We start from the raw sequence: 23,768 nt of genomic DNA, 5'->3' as shown, positions 1-23,768 counted from the left end.
ACTCCACAATTCCACAGCTTAAAACAAGCCTTGTGGAAGAGCTGATAAACGTTGTTAAAAGGATAAACACAATGACCATTTTAAAAGATATGAACGAACTCGACTGGCTCGATATTTGTGCATTGCAAGACATTACGCCCAATACTGGTGTAGGCGCGTTGCTCGGGCAACAACAAGTGGCTATTTTTCGGGTAGGCAGTGAAAAGCGTGTGTATGCGCTGAGCAACCAAGACCCATTTAGCAAAGCCTTTGTTATGTCACGTGGAATAATTGGTGATTTACAAGGTGAACGTGTAGTTGCATCACCGATTTATAAGCAACATTTTAGTTTAGCAACAGGCCGTTGTTTAGAAGACAAAGATCAAAAATTACTGGTTTTTCCAAGCAAAATTGAAAATGGTCGTGTCTGGGTCAGTCCAACCCCACAAAAAACTTATATCACCAATAATGGTACGGCTCAGGAAAAAATCAATTTAGTTCTGGTGGGGAACGGATTGGCAGGAATGCGTTGCTTGGAAGATTTGCTTGATATGGCACCTGATCGTTATGAAGTGACGGTGATTGGTGAGGAGCCTTGGGGGAACTATAACCGGATTATGCTGTCGCCTGTCTTATCAGGGGATAAAACCATTGACGACATTATGCTGCACCCCCATTCATGGTATGCGAATAAAAATATTCGCTTTATTGCGGGTGATGCTGCGTTACGTATTGACCGTCCTCGTAAGCAAGTTTATACCGAAAAAGGTGTGGTGGTGAGCTATGACCGTTTGATTTTAGCAACGGGTTCAAAACCATTTATTCCACCGGTCAAAGGCGCAGCATTGGATGGCGTTTTGAGCTTTCGTGATATTTATGATGTCAATAATATGCTCGACTACTGTAAATCTAAAAATAATGCAGTGGTGATTGGTGGGGGGCTATTGGGGCTAGAAGCCGCATATGGTTTAAAGCAACGTGGTATGAATGTGACGGTTTTGCATTTGATGGATCGTATTATGGATCGCCAACTTGATGCCAAGGCCAGTCAAATGTTGAAAACAGCAATTGAGCAAAAAGGTATTCCGATCATCACAGAAGCCAATACAGAAGAATTACTTGGTGAAAATGGTCATGTCACCCAAGTTCGGTTACAAGATGGCACACTTTTAGATGCAGATCTGGTGGTTTTTGCCGTGGGTATTCGTCCCAATATGGCATTGGCACAAAGTGCGGGTTTACGCTGTAATCGCGGTGTGTTGGTTAATGACACCATGCAAACCTATGATCCAAGTATTTATGCAGTGGGTGAATGTATTGAGCATCGTAACCAAACGTTTGGTTTGGTAGAACCTTTATGGGGGCAAGCCTTTATCTGTGCATCACATTTGGCCGAACACGGCAGTTTGACCTTTAAAGCACCGACGGTTCCTACCCAGTTAAAAGTCAGTGGTTGTGATGTTTTTTCAGCAGGCCGTATTGATTTAGAAAACAGTCAGCCTATAGAAGATTTTGAAGACATTATTCTGAATGATGAAAAACGTCAAATCTACAAACGCATTATTATTCAAAAAGATAAAGTCGTTGGTGCGGTACTGTTTGGTGATACAGAGGATGGCACTTGGTACGCTGAATTGATTGCTGATCAAACCCCAATTTCTTCGATTCGCAATAAATTGTTATTTGGTCGGGATTTTGCATTAAAAAAAGCAGGCTGATTTATATCGCTTAACCCCTTCATCTTAAAAGGAGGGGAAGATTAAATGAAAGCCATATTCAAGTGAATGTATAGCATTGAGGAGCACAGCAGCAATGAATAGTATCCCTGTAATGGAACTGCCGAGCTCCACAGAATATAAGATCACAAGCACACAAACCACTTGTCCTTACTGTGGTGTAGGCTGTGGTGTAACAGCAACAGTGCAAGACACTACGCTAGGACAAAAAGTTTCTGTGGTTGGCGATGTTAAGCATCCCTCGAATTACGGAAAACTGTGTATTAAAGGCAGTAATTTGGCTGATACGCTGGGGTTGGGCACACGTGTTTTACAGCCGATGCTTGGACGTCATCCCCATCAGCAAGTTACAGATTGGGATAGCGCAACAGGTTTAATCGCCAATAAATTCCAACACTATATCGAGCAATATGGTCGTGACAGTGTCGCATTTTATGTTTCTGGTCAGTTGTTGACAGAAGACTATTATGTGGTAAATAAATTCGTTAAAGGCTATTTGGGTACAGCCAATATCGATACCAATTCAAGATTGTGTATGTCTTCGGCAGTTGCCGCACACAAGCGTGCTTTTGGTGAGGATTTGGTACCTGCAAGTTATGACGATTTTGAACATACTGACATGGTGATTTTGGTTGGTTCAAATACAGCATGGTGTCATCCCGTGATGTATCAACGCATCATGCAAGCCAAAGAATTAAGACAACAAAAGCAAAGTGATTTATTTGTGGTGGTGATTGATCCACGCTTTACGGCTACATGTGAAGCAGCTGATTTACATTTGCCTATTCTAATGGGTCAAGATGTTTGCTTGTTTAATGGGCTATTACAATATTTACATCAACATAACTATGCGGATAGCGCATTTATTGAGGCACATACTCAAGGGCTAGATACGGCACTAAAAAGTTCGCAAGCTGAAACAGATATCCAAGATGTTGCAGTGAAAACAGGAATTTCGCTAGAAAAACTTCAACTCTTTTTTGAAAAGTTTGCCCAAACTGAAAAAGTCATGACCCTATTTTCAATGGGGGTAAACCAGTCTTCACGTGGCGTGGACAAAGCCAATAGCATCATCAATTGTCATTTGTTGACGGGCAAAATTGGAAAGTTGGGTGCAGCTCCATTCTCTATGACAGGACAACCCAATGCAATGGGCGGACGTGAAGTGGGTGGGCTTGCCAATATGCTGGCAGCACACATGGACTTAGACAATCAACAACATCAACAGCTTGTACAAAATTTTTGGAACAGTCCAAGCATTGCCAAGCATATGGGATTAAAAGCAGTTGATCTTTTTGAAGCAGTGGAAAGTGGCAAGATTAAAGCAATTTGGATTATGGCAACCAATCCTGTAGTCAGCCTCCCCAATGCCGATCAGGTCAAACGTGCTTTAAACAGCTGTGAGTTTGTTGTAGTCTCCGATATTTGCAAAGATACCGACACTACTCAGTTTGCCGATGTGCTCTTACCTGCGTTGGGGTGGGGAGAAAAGGATGGTACGGTCACCAATTCAGAACGTCGTATTTCAAGACAACGTGCTTTTTTAGACCCGCCTGAGCAGGCCAAAGCGGATTGGTGGGCTGTGGCACAAGTGGCTCAAAAGCTCGGATTTACTGGCTTTGATTTTGCAAATAGCCACGAGATTTTTAAAGAACATGCTCTGTTATCTGCGTATCAAAACGCAGAGATTAATGCGCGATCAAATACCCAAAGCTTTCGTTACTTCAATTTACAAGGTTTAACTGATCTTTCATTAGATGAATATGATCAATTGGAACCCATTCAATGGCCTGTGATCATGCGCAATCAGACTGAACATGCATTCGCACAATTGTTTTCACAGGGACAATTTAGTCATGCAGATGGCAAAGCTAAATTTATTGCCACAATGGCGATAGATCCAGTCCATCAAAGCACTGTTGAATATCCTTTAATTCTCAATACAGGACGGATTCGAGATCAGTGGCACACTATGACTCGCACAGGTTTATCTGCCAATTTAAGCACCCATAAAGCAGAACCCTTTTGTGAAATTCACCCCAATGATGCATTGAAGTATGGCTTGAAAGAAGGCGAATTGGTCGAAATCAAATCGGCTTGGGGCAATTGTGTCTTGCGTGCTGTACTCAGTGACAATATCCGCCGTGGACAAATTTTCGCCCCGATTCATTGGAATGATCAATATGCTTCGGATGCACGTATTGGCAAAGTGGTCAATCCAGTGGTGGACGCAATCTCAGGGGAGCCAGAATTCAAACATACCCCTGTGTTGATTCAGCCATTTTATACCCAGTGGCAAGGGGTATTTTATGTTCGTGAAGGCTTTGAACACATTGTTAAAAATAGCATTGAAAATACGGTGTGGTGGACAAAAATTCAGACTGCCAAAGCAGTGCGGTATGAATTGGCAGATCGTCGTCGTTTTACCCACACCTCCCAAAATCTCAAGCAACTTTTACCCTTTGACGATGAAAGTTTTGAATGGCTTAACTTGGAAGATCAAACTGCACATATCAGCCATAGTGTAGTGCTAAAAGAGGGGCGCCTTATTGCAAGTTTATATATCGCACCTAAAGCATTATTACCAGATCGTGATTGGGTCGCAAGTTTGTTTAAACGTGATCGTTTAAGTGCGATGCATCGTAAAGCCTTACTTGCTGGACAAGTCATGTCAATAGGCAATAGTGAGGGGCCATTGGTATGTAGTTGCTTTAAGGTAGGCAAAAATCGAATTATTGAAACCATTAAACAAAACAATATCAATCATGAAAAACAAGTGACTGCATGTTTAAAAGCAGGTGGTAATTGCGGTTCATGTCTACCTGAAATTCGCGGATTGATTAAAGCCTGTCAAGCGGAGCTTACTCTATGAAAAGAATTATAAAACCCAAGAAAGCTAAGCAATATCCACAAACTGATCTTGTGATTCTCGCTGGTGGTCAGGCGCGACGTATGAATGGGATCAATAAACTGTTACAGAAGTTTGATGATCAAATTCAACTCATCAAGATCCATCAACAATTAAAAAACCGAGTATCACAGGTCTGGGTCAATAGTCATCGCGATTATTCAATTTATCAGAAGCTTATTCCAAGTTTGTATTGCTATCAAGATGATGAAACTGGCTTTTATGGTCCTTTGATGGGAATTAAAAGTGCTTGGTCTTATGTTGAATCTGACTATGTACTTTTTGTGCCCTGTGATGTGACATTTATTCCACCTGAGGTCATTGAACGCTTACATGTCACTTTAGCGAGTCATCCTTTGGCAGAAGTGGCTTACGTCAATATCAATGGTAAAGCGTTATATCCATTTTGTTTATTAAAACGGAGCGCTTTCAATCGAATCTGTACTCATCTTGAACAAGGACAGCGCAGTTTAAAGATATGTTTTTCTGATTTGCACGCTCAGGAAGCATTATTTGAGAATCATGCACTGTTTTTCCACAGCATCAATTCTTTGGATGAATTACAACAATACCAACAGCTCAAGTTTTTAAATTGACTGGCTTAGTTTTGCTTAATTTTTTGCAAATCTCGGCATTTTTAATAGAGGTCAAATCGGTTTTAGCTCACATTTAGCTGTAGATGATCAAAGTTGGAACACTTTTTGCAATTTCAATGTCAATAAAATAGCGCAGATTTTAAGTATTAAAAAATCTTGAACTTAAATAGTGCTTGGGATGTGTATATGAATGCAATGACACAATACGAAGAGGGTGCCGCCTTTGTCGATCAATATGGTCGCACTAAGCGCAAACTCAGAATTTCAGTGACAGATCGCTGTAATTTTAAGTGTGTCTATTGTATGCCTGAACATCCAGAATGGATCAAAAAGCATAATTTACTCAGTTTTGAAGAACTGTATATTTTTTGCGAGTTTATGGTGCGACATGGGATTGAGCAGATTCGAATCACTGGTGGCGAACCATTAATGCGTAAAGGTGTGGTGCATTTCATTGATCAACTACAAAAATTAAAAAAACTGGGCTTAAAACGGATCTCAATGACTAGCAACGCACACTACCTTAAACAATACGCAACCCAGTTAAAACAAGCGGGTTTAGATGATTTGAATATTAGTTTGGACAGTTTAGATAAAGCACAATTTAAGGCCTTGACTCAAAAAGAGTTACAACCAGTATTAGAAGGCATTACAGCAGCACAGCAGGCAGGTTTTAAAATCAAGATCAATGCTGTATTGATCAAAGGAATCAATGATGATCAGGTTTTACCCTTAGCACATTGGTCCATTCAACAGCATCTTACAATGCGTTTTATCGAGTTTATGCCTTTAGATGGAGAGGGGCTTTGGACGCAAGCCGATATTGTCACTGAGCAGGAAATTTTAGAGCAATTAAAGCAAGACTTTACTGTCACTTTACAACAAGGACAATCTTCCGAGCCTGCACGACAGTATTTTATTAATGATTATCCTATTGGCATCATTTCGACCATAACCAATTCATTTTGTGGCACTTGTGACCGTATACGGTTAACAGCACAAGGTGATTTTTATAACTGCCTATTTGCTCCAAAGGGAATTAGCCTGAAAACACAAATTCAGGCATTGCACCATGATTCACATTATTTCGCTGAGACTCAGTTTGTTCAAAGTCACTCACCAAATGCAGTTGTATATTCGCCAATAAATCTAGAATTACCGCAACCCAGACAATTACAAGATACTTTGTCTGATTATATTTGGCAGAAAAAGCAAGGCTTTAATGAGATTCATCAACAGCTAAATTCAAAACATTCGTCATCTCGAAAAATCAGTATGTATATGATTGGAGGTTAATATGTCAGATCAATTTAAAATTCTAAATACGCCAAATAATGTTAATCAACTGAAGAATATACCGCAGCAGATGACGGTAAAAATTGAATGCTTTGGTGCAATTGAACGTGTATTGCCAGCAGATTTAATCCTGCAATGTGAGTCAAACATGCTCATTTCTGATGTTTTAGAATACGTGGTGCGTGCATATCCAGACGCAGGAAAAATGATTCAACACTGTGCATGTGCAATGGGGGAAGACATTATTCCGCGTCAGACCCTATTAACATCTGATAGTACAGTTGTTTTACTGTCACCGGTTGCAGGAGGTTGAGATGAGTACATTTGATTCTACACTCAAGCAATTTAATAGGATTCAGGATACTCCTTTAACTCAGGAGAGTTTTGATCCGATCCTACACTTTCCTGAATGCGGTGGTATTGGCATCTTTATTGGAACAGTACGTAATCACCATGAAGGCAAAGCGGTGAAAGCATTGAAATATACGAGCTATGCGCCGGTTTCAGAAAAAATGATTCGTCAAATTGAGCAAGAGATTCAACAGAAATTCGCTGTGGCTTATGTACGGGTGATTCATCGTATTGGTACCTTAAATATCGGCGAAAAAGCCATTATTGCGATTGCTTATGCAGCACATCGACGTGAAGCCTTTGCCGCATGTGAAGAAGCGGTAGAACGAGTAAAACACGAAGTTCCTGTATGGAAAGAGGAGTTTTATTTAGATGGTAGTAGCCAATATGTTGCTGGGTGCTGTATTCGGAAAGATTATGTTGAACAGGATACAGCCACACAAACGGATTCATTGAGTCAACATGATTCTGAGCATAGTTGTGGGCGCGATTTTGAGCATAGGCATGGAGCCGCGCAGCATCATCATTCTTTACCAAGTCATTCCCATTACCAAGATTCACAGCACAGACATACAGCACAGAACAATCTACAACATGATGCAAAACAGAAAATGTTGCTGAGCAACCAGTGTGAACAGACGATTTACCAATGGCATATGTAAACCTGATTGAGTAACTCAGCTAAATATGTCTGGCCATGTAAGTAATATCGTAAGAGAAGGAACAGGCAATGAAAAATGTGAGTATGAAAGCAGAAAGCTACCGTACAGCCGTAGCAACAGGAATTTTATATGCACCTGCACATTGCATAGAACTATTACGCACTGGAAGTACAGAAAAAGGGGACGCACTAAAAACCGCACGTATTGCTGGAATTTTGGCAGCAAAACGCACTGATGAATTAATTCCTTTGTGCCATCCCTTACCGATCTATCGTGCAGATGTTGAATATGAGTTGCATGAAAAACATGTCGAAATTATTGCGACTGTCGAAACCATTGGTCCTACAGGTGTAGAAATGGAAGCACTCACGGCAGTCAGTCTAGCAGGCTTAACCTTATACGATATGCTTAAGCCGCACTGTGAACCTGAAGACTTATGCCTTGACCAATGTAAATTACAACTGAAAAAAGGCGGTAAATCACATTTTACCCGTGTATTGAAAGAGACTTTATCTGCATCGGTTATTGTCTTATCCGATACCGTGGCTTCAGGGAAAAAGCCTGATACAGCTGGGCAAAATGTTTTAGAAATTCTTGAAGAAGCCAATTTTAGTCAGGTGAATTATCAAGTAATTGCCGACTCTCCAGAACAGTTATTGGCGTTAATTGAACAACAAAAGAATCACTATCCACTTATTTTGACTGTGGGTGGAACAGGATTAGGCCCTAAAGATTTAACTGTTGAAACCATTCAACCTTTACTTAAACGTGAAATTCCAGGTTTGATGGAAGCTTCTCGTAGTTTTGGTCAAAGACGTACCCCTTATGCAGCACTCAGCCGAGGGGTCGCGGGCTATATTGACAATAGTTTGGTGATTACTTTGCCAGGCAGTCGCCAAGGTGCTAAAGAGTCACTGATTGCCATTCTACCAGCCTTGGTACATCTTTTTGATGTGCAAAAAAATATTCCACATCTTGGGGGCTATCAATGAATCAGATTGCGGTCGCTCATGATTGTGGCAATGAAAAAGGCTTGGTTTCAGTTGATCAAGCATTGCAGTTACTTGTGGATCACACTCCAAGTCTAGGTAGTGAAACCATCCCCTTAAACCAAGCGCTTAATCGTTATGTTGCAGCAGATATTTTTTCAGAAATTAATTTACCCATTTTTTCGCAAAGTGCGGTAGATGGTTATGCGATCAATGCAAGTGCAGTGACTCAAACAGATTCTAAATTCGAATTGATTGGAGAGATTCGTGCAGGACAAAGGGTTGAGGTCGAATTGAAACAAGGGCAAGCGATTCGAATATTTACAGGGACAAAAATCCCAGCAGGTACCACAACGGTTGCTCGACAAGAGATTGTTGAGCTCATCGATTTACACAATATAAAACTCACTGAGTCTTTAAACAGTCATGCTGATATTCGAGATGTTGGGGAAGAAGTTGCACTCGGTCAATTAATTGCATCAGTAGGACAAAAACTCAATGTCGGTGTTATTGCAGCACTCAGTATGGCAGGTGTAAAGCAAGTAGAAGTTTATCGTTATCCCAAAATTGCTGTGGTCGTTACAGGTGACGAAGTTGCAGATATGATCGAATGTTTAAATTCAGGCAAAATCTTTGATGCAAATACACCCATGATCCGCGCATGGTTTCAAACCCGAAATCAAACAGTTAATTTAATTCATGTTGAAGATATCGAACATCGTGTAATTCAGTTGTTTGATCGTCTTAAGGAACAATACGATTTAATCATTACTACAGGTGGGGTGTCTGTAGGAGATTATGATTTTGTTCGTCCCGCAGCATTAAAACTCGGTTTTCAGCAAATTTTTTGGAAGGTCAAACAAAAGCCGGGTAAACCGATGCTTTTCGCCAAGTATTCTCAACAAAAAAAACAAGGACAAGAAAGAAAAGGACAAGAACAGCAACAAGATCAAACTCACTGTTACCTATTGGGTTTACCCGGCAATCCTGCTGCGGTTTATATCGGTATGCAAGTCTATGTGGCGACTCTAGTGAATTCTTTACAGGGGCAAAAGCATCCACTCAATTGGATGACAGGCGTTATGAGTCATGCGCTGAAGTCTGATGCGCGAGAGCGCTTTTTAAGAATGCATGCTGTATTTGAACAAGGAAGATTAAGTTTGAAGAGTTTAACTAAACAGCAATCACATATGTTGAGTAATCTGATTGATGCCAATTGTATTGTGCGTATACCCTCAGATCAAAACATACAACAGGGGCAAGTCCTCCAAGGTTTATTTATTCAAGATTAGGGGATAAAAGATGCGTAGGTCGTTAAAAATGATCTTGGGCCTGTATTTTCTGCCGAGTATGAGCATATTACACGCTGAAACAATCAAAATTTATGCTGCAGCAAGCTTAACCAATGCGGTGACAGATATTGCTAAATTGTATGAGAAGCAGCAACCAGAGGTTAAAATAGTGACTGTTTTTGGTGCATCTTCAGCACTGGCAAAACAAATTGAGGCCGGTGCGCCCAGTGATATTTTCTTTTCTGCTGATCAGGACTGGATGAATTATTTAGTCCAAAAACAGAAGATTCAGGTAAATCAGGTTAAACCATTTTTGTTTAATCAATTGGTGTTGATTAGCCCTTTGCAAAGCAAACAACAGTTTAAAGCTGTGCCTACATTTAATTTTGCCCAATCATTTCAAGGGCATTTATGCACAGGGCAAATGGAGTCTGTACCAGTAGGTAAATATGCCAAGCAAAGTCTGATTAAACTCAATTGGCTGAACAGTTTAAATGGTCGAATAGTGGGGACGGATGATGTTCGTTCAGCGTTGGCATTTGTTGAACGTGGTGAGTGTCAAGTGGGGATTGTGTACAAGACCGATGCATTGATCAGTAAAAAAATCAAAATTTCAGGAGTTTTTCCAAGCAACAGCCATCATCCAATTGTCTATCCGCTTGCTTTGACACAACAAGGTATCAACAATCAGTCAGCAGTGAAATTTAACCATTATTTAAAAGAAAATGCGCAAGCTAAAAAGATTTTTGTTCAGTATGGTTTTGGTTTATAGGATCCTACTTTATGCTAAGTTCAGAAGAGTGGAGTGCATTGTATTTGTCGGTGAAAGTGGGCTTCATTGCAACTTTATTCTGTCTACCATTTGCAATCATGCTCGCTTGGATTTTGGCACGTTATCAATTTAGATTAAAGTTTGTGGTGGAAGCACTGTTACAAATGCCCATGGTGTTACCTCCAGTGGTTTTAGGTTATTTGCTTTTAATCCTGTTTGGTGCCAATGGCTGGATTGGACAATATCTCAATCAGTTAGGTATTCAATTGGCATTTAATTGGAAAGGAGCTGTTTTAGCCTCCATGATCGTGGCTTTTCCATTGATGGTGCAACCCATTCGGCTATCTTTTCAAATGATCAATCAGCAACTGGAACAGGTTGCAGGTTCTTTGGGTGCAAGCCCTGTACGGGTATTTAGCAGTATCAGCCTACCTTTGGCTTTACCCGGAATTTTAATTGGAAGTATTTTGTGTTTTAGTCGTAGCTTAGGTGAGTTTGGTGCAACCATTACTTTTGTGGGCAATATTCCCGATGAAACTCGGACCATTCCTATAGCAATTTACTCGCTGATTCAGCAACCTGATGGGGAGCAGGGCGCTATGCGTTTAGTGATCTTATCCATATTGGTTGCCTTTGGTGCTTTGATTGCAAATGCTTATATTCTTCAGAATTATCAGCGAAAATTGGGAGGCAAAGATGCTGCAATGTGATTTTCAATTTCAATATGCTGAGTTTAATTTAAAGGTAAAGTTGCAAATGCAAAAACAATTGCTGGGCATTATGGGTGCATCAGGCAGTGGGAAATCAACATTCCTTAAAAACATTACCGGCTTGTTACAGCCACAACAGGGTTCAATTTTACTCAATCAGCAGTGTGTTTTCGACGATCAAAAAAAAATTAATTTACCCATGCACAAACGTCGAATAGCATTAGTCTTCCAAAATGCATGGCTGTTTCCACATATGAATGTGAAACAAAATCTAAAATATGCAGAAAATTTGTGTCCAGATCAGAACAAGAAATTTAGCTTTGATCAGATTGTTGATTTACTTCAACTCAAGCCGTTATTGCAACGTGCATCTTATCAATTGTCTGGTGGCGAGGCACAACGTATTTCGATTGGTCGCGCGCTCTTATCTTCTCCTGATTTATTGCTCTTGGACGAACCATTGACTGGGCTGGACTACAAATTAAAAGATCAAATTTTACCTTTTCTAAATAGCGTTAAACTAGAAACTCAATTACCCATGATTTATGTCACCCATCATGCCGATGAGCTGGCTTATTTAAATGCACAGGTGGTTTATATGGATCAGGGAAGCATCACTGAAATCCCAAAAACTCACTAATCTTGAATAATATTAGATCTTTTTATCCATGAAAAAGGAAGTATTGTCTGTTCAAATGTATTTAAATTTAAATGCAAGATACGCAGTACAAACTCTACATTTTGATAAACTCACCTTTATGAAATGGTCTAAATTCCATGATTTATAAGGTTTAGCTCATTTAGCAATGATCTAAAAATATACTTGTTCAAGATATCTATTAAATCACTTGGCGTAAATCACGTGCTGTTTCTTGCAGTAACGGTAAAATATGAGTAATTAAATAATCTTTTGTTGTGCGCATAGTGGGGGAGACAATATTTAATGCGGCCACAACTACCGCGTTTGAGTCATAAATTGGAACCGCAACAGCATGAACTCCCAATTCATGTTCTTCACATGAATAACACCAATCTTGTTCTTTAATCTCATGCAGTAATTCGATAAACGCCTCACTTTCTGTATAAGTATATTTAGTAAGACGTTTTAATGGATACTGGGTCAGCCATTGCTTTTGTTCTTCCACATTTAAATGCGCTAATAAAATTTTCCCCGCAGAAGTTGCATGTGCAGGAAGACGATTGCCTAAATGTAAGCCGTAAGGATTAACACGGTCTGTTTGCTGATGTGCGGCACTACGTGCAATGGTAATTGCCTCATAACCATCTAATACCATCACCGAGTAAATCAGCGAAGTCTGATTGGTCAATAAGTTTAATAAAGGTTGGCAAATTTTGGGTAAAGGTGAACCATCTAAATAAGCACCAGAGAACTTTAAAATTTTGGGAGTTAAATAATAGTAATGTCCATCAAAGTCTAAATAGCCTAAGTACTCTAAGGTCAGTAACTGGCGACGCGCTGCTGCTCGGGTCATTCCTGTCTTTTCAGCCGCAGTACTGATATTCAAGCGATGTCGTTCAGGCCCAAAACATTCCAAAATCGCCAACCCTTTTGCAATCCCTGCAATAAAATCTTCATGGCGAATAATCTTTTTATTTTCAGAATGATGGATTAATCGGGTAGTTTTGTTGTGTTCATCGTCCATAACGCAGATCCTTAATTTAAAGCCAATTACATTAAAATTTTACTCAATCCAAATCAGACCGTTTTAGTGGGATAATGTTCGATCATCGAACATAAAAAATAATGATCGAACAAAATCTAACTTTAAGCCTAGAAGTAAATACAAAATTTATCAAGAATAAAGATTAGAAATCCGAACAAAACACTCGGCTTAGTTTCATCGGTTTCTAGGATGAAATGAATGAGTGATTCAAAGTACAGGAAGTAGTCAGATGATTGATAAAAATGCCACCTCATTGACTGAGGTTCTATCCCAAATCAAAGATGGTGCAACCATTATGATTGGTGGCTTTGGAACAGCAGGACAGCCCGCAGAGCTGATCGATGGGCTGATTGAACTTGGCGTTAAAGATCTGGTGATTGTCAATAACAATGCAGGCAATGACGATTACGGTCTGGCGAAACTACTTAAATCAGGTGCAGTCCGTAAAATCATCTGTTCTTTCCCCCGTCAGTCTGACTCTTGGGTATTCGATGAACTCTATCATGCGGGCAAGATCGAACTGGAACTGGTTCCTCAAGGTAATCTCGCCTGTCGTATTCAAGCCGCGGGGATGGGTTTAGGTGCAGTCTTTACCCCAACAGGCTTTGGTACTTTATTGGCAGATGGCAAAGAAACACGTCATATCGATGGCAAAGACTACGTACTTGAATATCCGATTAAAGCAGACTTTGCATTGATTAAAGCACATCAAGGCGACCGTTGGGGCAACTTGGTTTATAACAAATCAGCACGTAACTTTGGTCCAATCATGGCGATGGCAGCAGACGTCACTATTGCACAAGTATCAGAGGTGGTTGAACTAGGACAACTTGATCCTGAGCATATTATTACCCCAGGAATTTTTGTTCAGCATGTGGTTGCAGTTGATGCAGCCAATGGTAATGGAGAATAACAATGAGCTACCAAAAACTAAGCCGTGACCAAATTGCTGAACGTGTTGCCCAAGATATTCCCGATGGTGCATATGTCAATTTAGGTATTGGTTTACCGACCAAGATTTCAAAATACTTGCCAACAGACAAAGATGTATTCCTGCATTCTGAAAATGGTTTATTGGCTTTTGGTCCTCCACCCGCCAAAGGTGAAGAAGATCCTGAGCTGATTAACGCAGGCAAAGAATATGTCACCATGCTAACGGGTGGCTCGTTTTTCCATCACGGTGATTCTTTTGCCATGATGCGTGGTGGACATTTGGATATTGCTGTATTGGGTGCATTCCAAGTGGCGGCCAATGGCGACCTTGCCAATTGGCATACCGGTGCGGCGGATGCGATTCCTGCGGTAGGTGGTGCAATGGATTTGGCTGTAGGGGCCAAGAAAGTCTTTATCACCACAGACCATGTAACCAAGCAAGGTGAACCTAAGATTGTTGAAGAACTGAGCTATCCTGTGACAGGTAAGCATTGTGTTGATCGTATCTATACTGACTTATGCGTGATTGATGTGACCCCAGAGGGTTTAAAAGTGCTTGAAAAAGTTGCAGGTCTGAGCTTTGAAGAATTACAGGCTTTGACGGGTGCTCCATTGATTGACGCGATACCGGCTTAAGGATATAGACAACATGAAAAACGCTTACATCATAGATGCCATCCGTACCCCATTTGGTCGTTATGCCGGTGGTCTTGCGCCAATACGTGCAGATGATCTCGGTGCTATTCCAATTCAAGCATTGATACAACGTAATCCAACAGTAGATTGGCAACAAGTCGATGATGTGATTTATGGCTGTGCCAATCAGGCCGGTGAAGACAACCGTAATGTCGGGCGTATGTCAGCATTATTGGCAGGCTTACCTTATCAAGTGCCAGCCACTACAGTGAACCGTTTATGTGGATCATCACTGGATGCGATTGCCATGGCAGCTCGCGCCATCAAAGCCAACGAAGCTGATTTAATCATTGCCGGTGGTGTAGAAAGTATGAGCCGTGCGCCCTATGTGATGGGTAAGTCGGACAGTGCTTTTGGACGCAGTCAAAAGATTGAAGACACCACTATGGGCTGGCGCTTTATCAATCCAAAGCTCAAAGAATTGTATGGTGTGGACAGCATGCCACAAACCGCTGAAAACGTGGCAGAGCAATTCAATATTAACCGTGCGGATCAAGATCAGTTTGCGCTAAACAGCCAACAACGTACTGCGGCAGCACAAGCTCAAGGTTTTTTCAAAAATGAGATTGTGCCTGTCACTATTCCCCAGCGTAAAGGCGATGCTGTGCTTGTGGATACCGATGAACATCCACGTGCATCAACGACTTTAGCCGCACTGACAAAACTTAAAGGTGTGGTAAAAGCTGATGGCACGGTCACGGCGGGTAATGCATCGGGAATTAATGATGGTGCAGCGGCCTTATTGATTGCTTCAGATGAAGCTGTAGAAAAATACCAATTAAAACCACGTGGGAAAATTATTGCAGCAACCACTGTGGGGGTTGAACCAAGAATTATGGGCTTTGCACCCGCGCCTGCAATCAAGAAACTGCTTAAACAAGCCGATCTTAGTTTAGCGCAAATGGATGTGATTGAGCTAAATGAAGCCTTTGCTGCCCAAGCTTTGGCTGTCACCCGTGATTTAGGTTTGGCAGATGATGATGCACGTGTCAATCCTAATGGTGGGGCGATTGCCTTAGGTCATCCTTTGGGCGCATCAGGTGCCAGACTGGTGACCACTGCCCTAAATCAGCTTGAACAGATCAAGGGGCAATATGCCTTATGTTCAATGTGTATCGGTGTCGGGCAAGGCATCGCGCTCATTATTCAACGTGTTGAGTGAGGTATCCGATGAGCCAGTTATACGCCAGCTTATTTTATCAGCCTGATGTCACAGCAATCTTTAGCGATCATGCCTTATTAGGTTACATGATCCAAGCTGAAGTGGCTTTGGCAAAAGCACAAGCACAAGTGGAGGTGATTCCACTATCTGCTGCTACCATCATTGAACAAGTTGGACAACAAGCCCTAGCAAAAATTGATTTTCAAGCACTGGCAACTGCTACAGCACTTGCGGGAAATATTGCGATTCCTTTCGTAAAGCAATTTACTGCGATTGTAAAACAATACGATGATGACACAGCACGTTATGTGCATTGGGGCGCAACCAGCCAAGACATTATCGATACAGCCACGATTCTGCAATGCCGTGATGCATTAGGGCTGATCGAAAAACAATTACAACAAGCTTATCAAGTTTCATTAGACCAAGCACAACAATATCGTGCCCAAGTCATGATTGGACGGACTTGGTTACAGCAAGCCTTACCGATCACATTAGGGCATAAGTTTGCACGTTGGGCTGCAGCATTTAAACGTGATCTAGACCGTCTACACGAGATGAAAAGCCGAGTGCTTACCGCTCAACTCGGTGGGGCTGTGGGTTCATTGGCATCGTTACAAGATCAAGGTTCAGCCGTAGTTAAAGCCTATGCCGCGGCATTGAATTTAACTTCACCTGAGTGTACATGGCACGGTGAACGTGACCGCATCGTTGAAATTGCCAGTGTACTTGCCCTGATTGTGGGTAATGTCGGCAAAATGGCAAAAGACTGGTCTTTGCTGATGCAAACTGAAATTGCTGAAGTTTTTGAACCCACTGCAAAAGGTCGTGGTGGCTCATCCACCATGCCACATAAACGTAATCCAGTTGCAGCCGCTTGCGTACTTGCAGCAGCCAACCGTGTCCCTGCATTAATGGCAAGTGCCTACCAAAACATGTTGCAAGAACATGAACGTGCTTTAGGCACTTGGCATGCAGAATGGTTAGTGATTCCTGAAATTTTCCAGTTATGTGCAGGGGCTTTAGAACGCACTACGGATGTGCTTGAACATATGCAAGTCGATGCACAAGCCATGCAGCGTAACCTTGAGTGTACTCAGGGTTTGATCATGGCAGAAGCAGCAATGATGGCACTGGCACCCAAAATTGGCCGATTAAATGCGCATCATTTGGTCGAACAAGCTTGTCAGCAAGCCCTCGCGCAACAGCAGCATTTAAAAACAGTGTTGTCAGAAATGACTGAGGTGAATGTTCATCTAAGTTCACAAGCCCTAGATGAGATTTTTAAACCAGCATCTTACTTGGGCAATATTCAGGCACAAATTGATGCAGTACTACAAGCAGCACAAGGAGTGTCTGAATCATGAAAACCAGTATGAAAATTAAGAACCGTCAAGGACATCAACTTGCCGTTCAAGTCCAAGGCTTAAAAGATGCAGCAGTGATCGTGTTTTCTAACTCATTGGGAACTGATCATGGTATGTGGCAAGTTCAAGTAGATGCTTTGGCGCAACACTATCAAATCGTTACTTATGATACCCGTGGGCATGGATTAAGTGATGTGATTGCCAATGGAACATTGCATAACTTTGCTGAAGATGTGATTGATATCTTAGATAGCTTGCACATTGAAAAAACCCATTTTTGTGGAATTTCAATGGGTGGTATTACAGCACTCACACTGGCGATTGAATATCCTGAGCGTTTTTATAGCATTACTGTTGCAAACTCAGCAGCCAAAATCGGCACAGCCGAGGCGTGGAAAGTCCGTGCCGATAGCGTTGAACAACAAGGATTGGCTGAAATTGTCAAAACTACACATACCCGCTGGTTTAGTGAGCATTTTGATTATGCACATGATGTTCTTGCTCAAAAAACCATTCAAAGTTTAGCGGTGACACCTGCACAAGGCTATGCCAATGCGTGTCGAGCATTGGCAGATGCCGATGTTCGAGATCAGCTCAATCAAATTCAAATCCCAACTTTAATTATCGCAGGTCAATATGACCCTATAACGACGGTTCAAGATGCAGAATTTATGCATCAATTCATTCCAAACAGTCAACTTGAAATCTTGGCGGCTTCTCATTTGTCCAATATTGAACAACCACAAGTGTTCAATCAGGCATTGTCCAAGTTTATTCAGAACATATAACCGTCTAGGGTTAGAAAGGAATTCGCCTACAAGGAGGCAACTATGGCACAGGAATTTGCTGCCCCAAAAAATAGTATGGATGCTCAGGCACTCATTAATGATGCACCAATCAGCAAGTATCAATGGATGATTGCAATTATTTGTTTTCTCATTGTATTTGTTGATGGAATCGATACTGCTGCAATGGGTTTTATTGCCCCTGCTTTAGCACAAGATTGGGGGATTGATCGCTCTCAACTTGGACCTGTGATGAGTGCAGCACTGGGTGGAATGATCATTGGTGCGTTGGTTTCAGGACCTACTGCGGATCGTTTTGGACGCAAGATTGTATTAACCATTTCAATGTTGATCTTTGGTGGCTTTACCTTGGCATCCGCCTATGCCCCAAACTTAGACAGTTTGGTTGTACTGCGCTTTTTAACGGGTATTGGTCTAGGCGCAGCAATGCCAAATGCCACCACATTGTTTTCCGAATACTGTCCGAACCGTGTTCGTTCACTGCTCGTGACCTGTATGTTTTGTGGCTATAACTTAGGTATGGCAACAGGTGGTTTTGTCAGTAGTTGGCTAATTCCTACCTTTGGTTGGCACAGCTTATTCTTGCTAGGCGGTATTTCACCTTTAATCCTAATGGTATTGGTGATTGTGCTGTTACCTGAGTCATATCGCTTCTTGATTGTTAAGGGGCGAGATGCTGTAAAAGTTCGCAAAATCCTAAGTCATATTGCTCCTGAAAAAGTACAGCTTGCTGACAGTTTTTATATCCCAGATGAACAGTCTGCTGTAGCACAAAAGAAAAATGTATTTGGCATGTTGTTTTCTCAAAAATTTGCCAAAGGCACCGTATTGTTATGGTCAACCTACTTTATGGGCTTGGTCGTGATTTATCTACTGACCAGTTGGTTACCAACCTTGATGCGTGAAACGGGCGCAACCATGGAACGCGCAGCATTTATCGGCGGTCTGTTCCAGTTTGGTGGTGTATTGAGTGCGTTATTTATTGGTTGGGCAATGGATCGTTTTAACCCTAACCGCATTATCTCAGCATTCTATTTTATTGCAGGCTTATTTGCTGTTGCCGTAGGTCAAAGTCTCAGTAACCCAACCTTATTGGCAATTCTGGTGTTATGTGCGGGTGTGGCAATCAATGGGGCACAGTCTGCAATGCCAGCGTTAAGTGCCCGTTTTTACCCTACTCAATGTCGTGCAACTGGTGTGGCATGGATGACAGGGATTGGTCGTTTTGGCGCAGTGTTTGGGGCTTGGATTGGTGCTGTTTTGTTGGGCAATGATTGGTCTTTTACCGCGATCTTAAGCTTATTGATGATTCCTGCAACCGCTGCGGCTGTGGCAATTTTTGTTAAATCCTTAGTGGCGCATACCGATGCAACCTAACTTTCTCAGATCAGAAATAAGATCACAAAGGGGGGACAATTTCAATGAATGATGAACAACGTTACCAACAAGGGCTAAAGGTTCGCACCGAAGTATTGGGTGAAAAACATGTCGGTCGTTCTTTAGAAAATTTGAATGACTTTAACCAAGATTTTCAAAACTTTATTAGCCGTTTTGCTTGGGGGGAGGTGTGGTCACGTGAAGGTTTACCACGTCATACCCGCAGTTTAGTCACCATTGCTATTCTGTTGGCATTGGGACGAGAAGATGAACTCAGAATGCATCTCCGTGCTTGCTTTAACAATGGTGTTACCAAGGACGAACTCAAAGAACTGATTTTACACAGCTCATTGTATGCAGGACTGCCAGCCGCAAATGCTGCAATGCACATGGCTGAAGATGTTTTTAAAGAACTCGGAATAGAAGTGCAACCTGTCGCTGCACAACAACAGGATTAAGGAGATAGGCATGTTAAGTCATACATTGGGTGCGTATCCGCAACGAAATACAGAAGATCACCCGCCAGCATATACACCTGGCTATAAAACCAGTGTATTACGCTCGCCAAAAAATGCATTGATCTCGATTAATGAAACATTAACTGAAGTAACTTCACCGCATTTTTCACCTGAAATTTTTGGTGCAAAAGACAATGATTTGATTTTGAACTATGCCAAAGAAGGGCTCCCTGTCGGTGAGCGAATTATTGTGCATGGTTATGTGCGTGACCAGTTTGGTCGCCCTGTGAAAAATGCCTTATTGGAAGTTTGGCAAGCCAACGCATCGGGTCGTTATCGCCATCCAAATGATAAATTTATTGGCGCAATGGATCCTAACTTTGGTGGCTGTGGTCGTACCTTAACCGATGAAAATGGTTTTTATATTTTTCGTACCATTAAACCGGGTCCATATCCGTGGCGTAACCGAATCAATGAATGGCGTCCCGCACATATCCATTTTTCATTAATAGCAGATGGTTGGGCACAACGTTTAATTTCACAGTTCTATTTTGAGGGCGATACCCTGATAGATACTTGTCCGATTTTAAAAACCATTCCATCTGAAGATCAGCGTCGTGCCTTGATCGCATTAGAAGATAAAAACAATTTCATTGAATCAGATAGTCGTTGTTACCGCTTTGATATTCATCTGCGTGGTCGTCGTGCGACTTATTTTGAAAATGATTTGACTTGAGGAACTCACACAATGAATGCATGGAATTTTCAGGAAATTAAGGAAACCCCATCACAAACAGGTGGTCCTTATGTGCATATTGGTTTATTGCCACAACAAGCCAATATTGAAGTGTTTGAACATAGCTTCGATAACCAGTTGGTGAAGGAACATACCCAAGGCCAACGTATCCGTATTGAAGGTCAAGTGTTTGATGGGCTGGGTTTACCATTACGAGATGTCTTATTGGAAATCTGGCAAGCCGATGCCAATGGGGTTTATCCAAGTCGGGCAGATACCCAAGGCAAAACAGCGGATGCGCATTTTCAGGGCTGGGGACGTACAGGCGCAAATTTTGAAACAGGTTTTTGGAGTTTTGACACCATTAAACCGGGTGCTGTGGCAGGGCGTAAAGGTACGACTCAAGCACCGCATATTGCAGTCGTGTTATTTGCCCGTGGGATAAACATTGGTTTGAATACCCGTATTTATTTTGACGATGAAGTTGAAGCCAATGCCAATGATGCGGTACTGAACAGCATTGAGTGGGCAGTCCGCCGCCAAACTCTGATTGCAAAACGCAGTGAAGAAGATGGTGAAATCGTGTATCGCTTTGATATTCGCATTCAAGGTGAAGACGAAACCGTATTTTTTGATATTTAACGCGCCTAAAAAATTTAGGATCAAATTAGATACTTGGAAACATTATCCGTAACCTTCGTTGGATCAACAAGATATTGTTATCTGCGATAAACAGGATAGTTAAAAGGATTGAACAGGTTTTGTGGTGAGGGGTAAGGCTCCGCAAGATGGTTTTCTTGCGAAGCTTCACTTCTCCTTTTTCCGAAAGAAAAGGAGGTCGAACCGAAGGTTTATCCTGTCATTAAATGGAAACTTGGTAAGACTCCAAAAAACCAAAACAAATCTATTAAGGAAGATGAAAAAATGAAACTACAAAAACTTGCAGCATTGACGCTTGCACTTAGCTCCATATTTACCTTTCAAATGACACAGGCGCAACCTGTTTCACAAAGCCCAGTTGAACTTGCAGAACTGGCAAAACTCCCAGTAAAAACCATTGTCCCGATTACAGCAAAAACCAAAGAGCAGGCCTTAGCACAAGCAAAAATCATTGCCAATAATCCAGATGCCGATTTGGCTGAGTTCCGCATAGATCTCCTCAACTTTGCCAATAACACCAAACAAGTGATTGCATTGGGTCATGACCTTAAACAGATTCTGGGTTCTAAGCCCATGATTGCGACCATTCGTACTCATAATGAAGGGGGGCAGTTGACCATAAGTGATGCGGATTATGGCAAAACCTATCAAGCCTACTTACGCCAGCCCTTTATGGACATGCTGGATGTTGAAATGTTTCGAGATCAGCAAGTGGTAAAAAGCACTGTTCAATTGGCCCATCAACAAAAAGTATTGATTGTGATGTCCAATCATGATTTTAAACAAACACCTCCAGAAGCTGAGATCGTGCAACGTTTGCTTAAACAAGATCAGCTTGGTGCAGATATTCTTAAAATCGCAGTAATGCCACAAAGCAAACAAGATGTATTTACCTTAATGAATGCAACCTTAAAAGTCAGTCAACAATCTAAAAAACCATTGCTGACGATGTCGATGGGTAAACTCGGAACGGTTTCTCGCATTGCTACCGCCAATATGGGGGGCAGCTTTAGTTTTGGCATGATCGGTGAAGCTTCTGCGCCTGGCCAAATTGATGTGACCCAACTTAAACAGTTATTAAAAGTAGTTCAACCTACACCATAATTTAAAAGGATTTTTTAGACATGAAAATGATTTCGTTACGTTTAACCACATTGGCACTTGGCTTAGCGGTTTCTAGTTTAACAATGGCAGAAAGCTATGTAGTAGATCGCTATCAAGATGATACAGAAAAAGGCTCATTACGTTGGGCGATTGAACAAGCCAACAGCAAACCGAGTGAAGCTAGTGAGATTTTGATTCAAGCAGTTGGGCAAGCACCGTATGTGATTAAGGTCAACAGTCCACTGCCAGAAATTAAAGCACCTGTAAAAATCATGGGTACACAATGGGCAAAAACAGGTGAGTTTATTGCGATTGATGGCTCAAATTATATTAAAGGTACAGGCGTAGAAGCTTGTCCGGGTGCTGTCGAAGGGCAGTTCGGAACCAATGTTCGTACCACAACTTTACCGGGTATTGTGTTACGTGACATCAACGGGGTGAGCATTCAAGGACTAGAGATTCGTCGTTTTTGTATTGGGATATTGATGAACCGTGCAAGCAATAACCTGATCCAAAATAACCGTATTATGCACAACTATGGCGGTGCAGGGGTGATGTTGACAGGGGATGATGGTAAAGGTAATCCGACTGCGACCACCACCAATAACAACAAAGTGTTAAATAACTATTTCCAAGACAATGGTGATGGACTTGAATTAACTCGTGGTGCGGCATTTAACTTGGTTGCCAATAACCACTTTATTTCAACCACGGCAAACCCAGAGCCATCACAAGGCATTGAAATTCTATGGGGCAATGACAATGCAGTGATTGGCAACAAGTTTGAAAACTATTCAGATGGCTTACAGATCAACTGGGGCAAACGCAATTATATTGCCTATAACGAACTGACCAATAATTCCAACGGCTTTAACCTCACGGGTGATGGCAATATTTTTGACAGCAATAAAGTCCATGGCAATCGTGTTGGGGTTGCCATTCGTTCAGAAAAAGATGCCAATGCGCGTATCACATTAACCAAAAACCAAATTTGGAATAATGGCAAAGACATCAAACGCTGTGAAGCGGGTGGGAGCTGTGTGCCCAATCAACGTTTAGGTGCAATCATTTTTGATATTCCGGGATTAGAACATGCGCACTTTGTCGGTTCACGGGGGCATGGCGTGAAAATTGACCCAGCAAACTTACAAAAGACCTGCCAGCAACCCAATGAACAAGGCTGTAATGCCCAACCGAATCAAAATATTCAAGCACCTAAATTGACCTTAGCAAAAGGTCAAATTGCGGTAGAGGTAAAAGGACAACCGAACCAACGTTACCAAGTTGAATTTTTTGGAAACTCACAAGCAAGCGCACATGAAGCCGAGTTTTATTTAGGCTCAAGCACTGTTGCAACCAATGCTCAAGGCACAGCAACCGTTACTTGGAAACCGACAGTGAAAGTTGCATCGATCACCGCCAGTATCACAGATCGTTTAGGTGCAACATCTGAACTTAGCTCAGCGCTAAAACTTAAATAAAAGTAAGGATGC

23 protein-coding genes are annotated in these 23,768 nt (G+C 41.7%); 22 read left to right on the top strand and 1 reads right to left on the bottom strand.

What is annotated here, in order from left to right; genetic code table 11:
• Positions 1–71: 71 nt before the first annotated feature.
• From nirD to AC2G3J_RS14080, 11 genes are all read left to right on the top strand, one after another.
• Entirely contained in the window at positions 72–1,697 is a 1,626-nt protein-coding gene (gene nirD, locus AC2G3J_RS14130; protein WP_483770159.1) for a nitrite reductase small subunit NirD, read from the top strand.
• Between the two features lie 94 nt (positions 1,698–1,791).
• Positions 1,792–4,587: a molybdopterin-dependent oxidoreductase gene (locus AC2G3J_RS14125; RefSeq protein WP_483770158.1), complete on the top strand. Its 2,796-nt coding sequence runs from the start codon at positions 1,792–1,794 to the stop codon at positions 4,585–4,587.
• Positions 4,584–5,219: a molybdenum cofactor guanylyltransferase gene (gene mobA / locus AC2G3J_RS14120; RefSeq protein WP_336952620.1), complete on the top strand. Its 636-nt coding sequence runs from the start codon at positions 4,584–4,586 to the stop codon at positions 5,217–5,219. The genes AC2G3J_RS14125 and mobA overlap by 4 nt, the downstream gene beginning before the upstream one ends.
• A gap of 186 nt (positions 5,220–5,405) precedes the next feature.
• Positions 5,406–6,515, top strand: coding sequence for a GTP 3',8-cyclase MoaA (gene moaA, locus AC2G3J_RS14115; protein ID WP_336952618.1), 1,110 nt, complete (start codon positions 5,406–5,408; stop codon positions 6,513–6,515).
• A 1-nt stretch (position 6,516) separates the two neighbouring features.
• Entirely contained in the window at positions 6,517–6,828 is a 312-nt protein-coding gene (locus AC2G3J_RS14110) for a MoaD/ThiS family protein (RefSeq protein ID WP_336952616.1), read from the top strand.
• 1 nt (position 6,829) lies between these two features.
• On the top strand, positions 6,830–7,528 hold the full coding sequence (locus AC2G3J_RS14105) for a molybdenum cofactor biosynthesis protein MoaE (protein ID WP_419328462.1): 699 nt from the start codon (positions 6,830–6,832) through the stop codon (positions 7,526–7,528).
• Between the two features lie 68 nt (positions 7,529–7,596).
• Positions 7,597–8,520, top strand: coding sequence for a bifunctional molybdenum cofactor biosynthesis protein MoaC/MoaB (moaCB, locus tag AC2G3J_RS14100; RefSeq protein ID WP_336952614.1), 924 nt, complete (start codon positions 7,597–7,599; stop codon positions 8,518–8,520).
• The gene (locus AC2G3J_RS14095) at positions 8,517–9,809 is read left to right on the top strand and encodes a molybdopterin molybdotransferase MoeA (RefSeq protein ID WP_336952612.1); all 1,293 of its coding nucleotides are present in this window, start codon (positions 8,517–8,519) and stop codon (positions 9,807–9,809) included. The genes moaCB and AC2G3J_RS14095 overlap by 4 nt, the downstream gene beginning before the upstream one ends.
• 28 nt (positions 9,810–9,837) lie before the next feature.
• Positions 9,838–10,581 (top strand): molybdate ABC transporter substrate-binding protein, encoded by a 744-nt coding sequence (gene modA, locus AC2G3J_RS14090; RefSeq protein WP_419820727.1) that lies wholly within the window; start codon positions 9,838–9,840, stop codon positions 10,579–10,581.
• Positions 10,582–10,592: 11 nt separating this feature from the next.
• Positions 10,593–11,291, top strand: coding sequence for a molybdate ABC transporter permease subunit (gene modB / locus AC2G3J_RS14085; RefSeq protein WP_483770157.1), 699 nt, complete (start codon positions 10,593–10,595; stop codon positions 11,289–11,291).
• On the top strand, positions 11,278–11,931 hold the full coding sequence (locus tag AC2G3J_RS14080) for an ATP-binding cassette domain-containing protein (protein ID WP_336952607.1): 654 nt from the start codon (positions 11,278–11,280) through the stop codon (positions 11,929–11,931). The genes modB and AC2G3J_RS14080 overlap by 14 nt, the downstream gene beginning before the upstream one ends.
• Positions 11,932–12,130: 199 nt before the next feature.
• Here the strand turns inward: AC2G3J_RS14080 and pcaU are convergent, their stop codons facing one another.
• A complete protein-coding gene (pcaU, locus tag AC2G3J_RS14075) occupies positions 12,131–12,955 on the bottom strand; it encodes an IclR family transcriptional regulator PcaU (RefSeq protein ID WP_336952606.1) in 825 nt (274 codons plus the stop codon).
• Positions 12,956–13,205: 250 nt separating this feature from the next.
• Between pcaU and AC2G3J_RS14070 the strand changes: the two genes are divergently transcribed.
• The 11 genes from AC2G3J_RS14070 (at position 13,206) to AC2G3J_RS14020 (ending at position 23,756) form a co-directional block, all read left to right on the top strand.
• Positions 13,206–13,889, top strand: coding sequence for a 3-oxoacid CoA-transferase subunit A (locus AC2G3J_RS14070; RefSeq protein WP_483770156.1), 684 nt, complete (start codon positions 13,206–13,208; stop codon positions 13,887–13,889).
• 2 nt (positions 13,890–13,891) lie between these two features.
• Positions 13,892–14,545 carry a 3-oxoacid CoA-transferase subunit B gene (locus AC2G3J_RS14065; RefSeq protein ID WP_336954157.1) on the top strand — a complete coding sequence of 218 codons (654 nt, stop codon included), beginning with the start codon at positions 13,892–13,894 and terminating at the stop codon, positions 14,543–14,545.
• Positions 14,546–14,558: 13 nt separating this feature from the next.
• Positions 14,559–15,767, top strand: coding sequence for a 3-oxoadipyl-CoA thiolase (gene pcaF, locus AC2G3J_RS14060; RefSeq protein WP_483770155.1), 1,209 nt, complete (start codon positions 14,559–14,561; stop codon positions 15,765–15,767).
• Positions 15,768–15,775: 8 nt separating this feature from the next.
• Positions 15,776–17,134 (top strand): 3-carboxy-cis,cis-muconate cycloisomerase, encoded by a 1,359-nt coding sequence (gene pcaB, locus AC2G3J_RS14055; RefSeq protein ID WP_336953957.1) that lies wholly within the window; start codon positions 15,776–15,778, stop codon positions 17,132–17,134.
• Between the two features lie 8 nt (positions 17,135–17,142).
• Entirely contained in the window at positions 17,143–17,922 is a 780-nt protein-coding gene (gene pcaD / locus AC2G3J_RS14050; protein WP_336953960.1) for a 3-oxoadipate enol-lactonase, read from the top strand.
• 42 nt (positions 17,923–17,964) lie between these two features.
• Entirely contained in the window at positions 17,965–19,317 is a 1,353-nt protein-coding gene (gene pcaK / locus AC2G3J_RS14045) for a 4-hydroxybenzoate transporter PcaK (protein WP_336953956.1), read from the top strand.
• A 44-nt stretch (positions 19,318–19,361) separates the two neighbouring features.
• Positions 19,362–19,775: a 4-carboxymuconolactone decarboxylase gene (pcaC, locus tag AC2G3J_RS14040; protein ID WP_336953955.1), complete on the top strand. Its 414-nt coding sequence runs from the start codon at positions 19,362–19,364 to the stop codon at positions 19,773–19,775.
• A gap of 10 nt (positions 19,776–19,785) precedes the next feature.
• The gene (gene pcaH, locus AC2G3J_RS14035) at positions 19,786–20,511 is read left to right on the top strand and encodes a protocatechuate 3,4-dioxygenase subunit beta (RefSeq protein ID WP_004722139.1); all 726 of its coding nucleotides are present in this window, start codon (positions 19,786–19,788) and stop codon (positions 20,509–20,511) included.
• Positions 20,512–20,523: 12 nt separating this feature from the next.
• On the top strand, positions 20,524–21,153 hold the full coding sequence (gene pcaG / locus AC2G3J_RS14030; RefSeq protein ID WP_336953954.1) for a protocatechuate 3,4-dioxygenase subunit alpha: 630 nt from the start codon (positions 20,524–20,526) through the stop codon (positions 21,151–21,153).
• A 282-nt stretch (positions 21,154–21,435) separates the two neighbouring features.
• Positions 21,436–22,275, top strand: coding sequence for a type I 3-dehydroquinate dehydratase (aroD, locus tag AC2G3J_RS14025; protein ID WP_336953953.1), 840 nt, complete (start codon positions 21,436–21,438; stop codon positions 22,273–22,275).
• 20 nt (positions 22,276–22,295) lie between these two features.
• Complete coding sequence (locus tag AC2G3J_RS14020) at positions 22,296–23,756, top strand: right-handed parallel beta-helix repeat-containing protein (protein ID WP_419328174.1); 1,461 nt, start codon at positions 22,296–22,298, stop codon at positions 23,754–23,756.
• The last annotated feature ends 12 nt before the right edge of the window (positions 23,757–23,768 follow it).

The organism is Acinetobacter legionensis (genome assembly GCF_057165765.1).
This window is presented reverse-complemented; position numbering and strand designations above follow the sequence as displayed.

Bases quoted from the DNA above. Each gene is read 5' to 3' on its own strand.
- nirD (WP_483770159.1), top strand. From the start codon at position 72: ATGACCATTTTAAAAGATATGAACGAACTCGACTGGCTCGATATTTGT.
- AC2G3J_RS14125 (WP_483770158.1), top strand. From the start codon at position 1,792: ATGAATAGTATCCCTGTAATGGAACTGCCGAGCTCCACAGAATATAAG.
- mobA (WP_336952620.1), top strand. From the start codon at position 4,584: ATGAAAAGAATTATAAAACCCAAGAAAGCTAAGCAATATCCACAAACT.
- moaA (WP_336952618.1), top strand. From the start codon at position 5,406: ATGAATGCAATGACACAATACGAAGAGGGTGCCGCCTTTGTCGATCAA.
- AC2G3J_RS14110 (WP_336952616.1), top strand. From the start codon at position 6,517: ATGTCAGATCAATTTAAAATTCTAAATACGCCAAATAATGTTAATCAA.
- AC2G3J_RS14105 (WP_419328462.1), top strand. From the start codon at position 6,830: ATGAGTACATTTGATTCTACACTCAAGCAATTTAATAGGATTCAGGAT.
- moaCB (WP_336952614.1), top strand. From the start codon at position 7,597: ATGAAAAATGTGAGTATGAAAGCAGAAAGCTACCGTACAGCCGTAGCA.
- AC2G3J_RS14095 (WP_336952612.1), top strand. From the start codon at position 8,517: ATGAATCAGATTGCGGTCGCTCATGATTGTGGCAATGAAAAAGGCTTG.
- modA (WP_419820727.1), top strand. From the start codon at position 9,838: ATGATCTTGGGCCTGTATTTTCTGCCGAGTATGAGCATATTACACGCT.
- modB (WP_483770157.1), top strand. From the start codon at position 10,593: ATGCTAAGTTCAGAAGAGTGGAGTGCATTGTATTTGTCGGTGAAAGTG.
- AC2G3J_RS14080 (WP_336952607.1), top strand. From the start codon at position 11,278: ATGCTGCAATGTGATTTTCAATTTCAATATGCTGAGTTTAATTTAAAG.
- pcaU (WP_336952606.1), bottom strand. From the start codon at position 12,955: ATGGACGATGAACACAACAAAACTACCCGATTAATCCATCATTCTGAA.
- AC2G3J_RS14070 (WP_483770156.1), top strand. From the start codon at position 13,206: ATGATTGATAAAAATGCCACCTCATTGACTGAGGTTCTATCCCAAATC.
- AC2G3J_RS14065 (WP_336954157.1), top strand. From the start codon at position 13,892: ATGAGCTACCAAAAACTAAGCCGTGACCAAATTGCTGAACGTGTTGCC.
- pcaF (WP_483770155.1), top strand. From the start codon at position 14,559: ATGAAAAACGCTTACATCATAGATGCCATCCGTACCCCATTTGGTCGT.
- pcaB (WP_336953957.1), top strand. From the start codon at position 15,776: ATGAGCCAGTTATACGCCAGCTTATTTTATCAGCCTGATGTCACAGCA.
- pcaD (WP_336953960.1), top strand. From the start codon at position 17,143: ATGAAAATTAAGAACCGTCAAGGACATCAACTTGCCGTTCAAGTCCAA.
- pcaK (WP_336953956.1), top strand. From the start codon at position 17,965: ATGGCACAGGAATTTGCTGCCCCAAAAAATAGTATGGATGCTCAGGCA.
- pcaC (WP_336953955.1), top strand. From the start codon at position 19,362: ATGAATGATGAACAACGTTACCAACAAGGGCTAAAGGTTCGCACCGAA.
- pcaH (WP_004722139.1), top strand. From the start codon at position 19,786: ATGTTAAGTCATACATTGGGTGCGTATCCGCAACGAAATACAGAAGAT.
- pcaG (WP_336953954.1), top strand. From the start codon at position 20,524: ATGAATGCATGGAATTTTCAGGAAATTAAGGAAACCCCATCACAAACA.
- aroD (WP_336953953.1), top strand. From the start codon at position 21,436: ATGAAACTACAAAAACTTGCAGCATTGACGCTTGCACTTAGCTCCATA.
- AC2G3J_RS14020 (WP_419328174.1), top strand. From the start codon at position 22,296: ATGAAAATGATTTCGTTACGTTTAACCACATTGGCACTTGGCTTAGCG.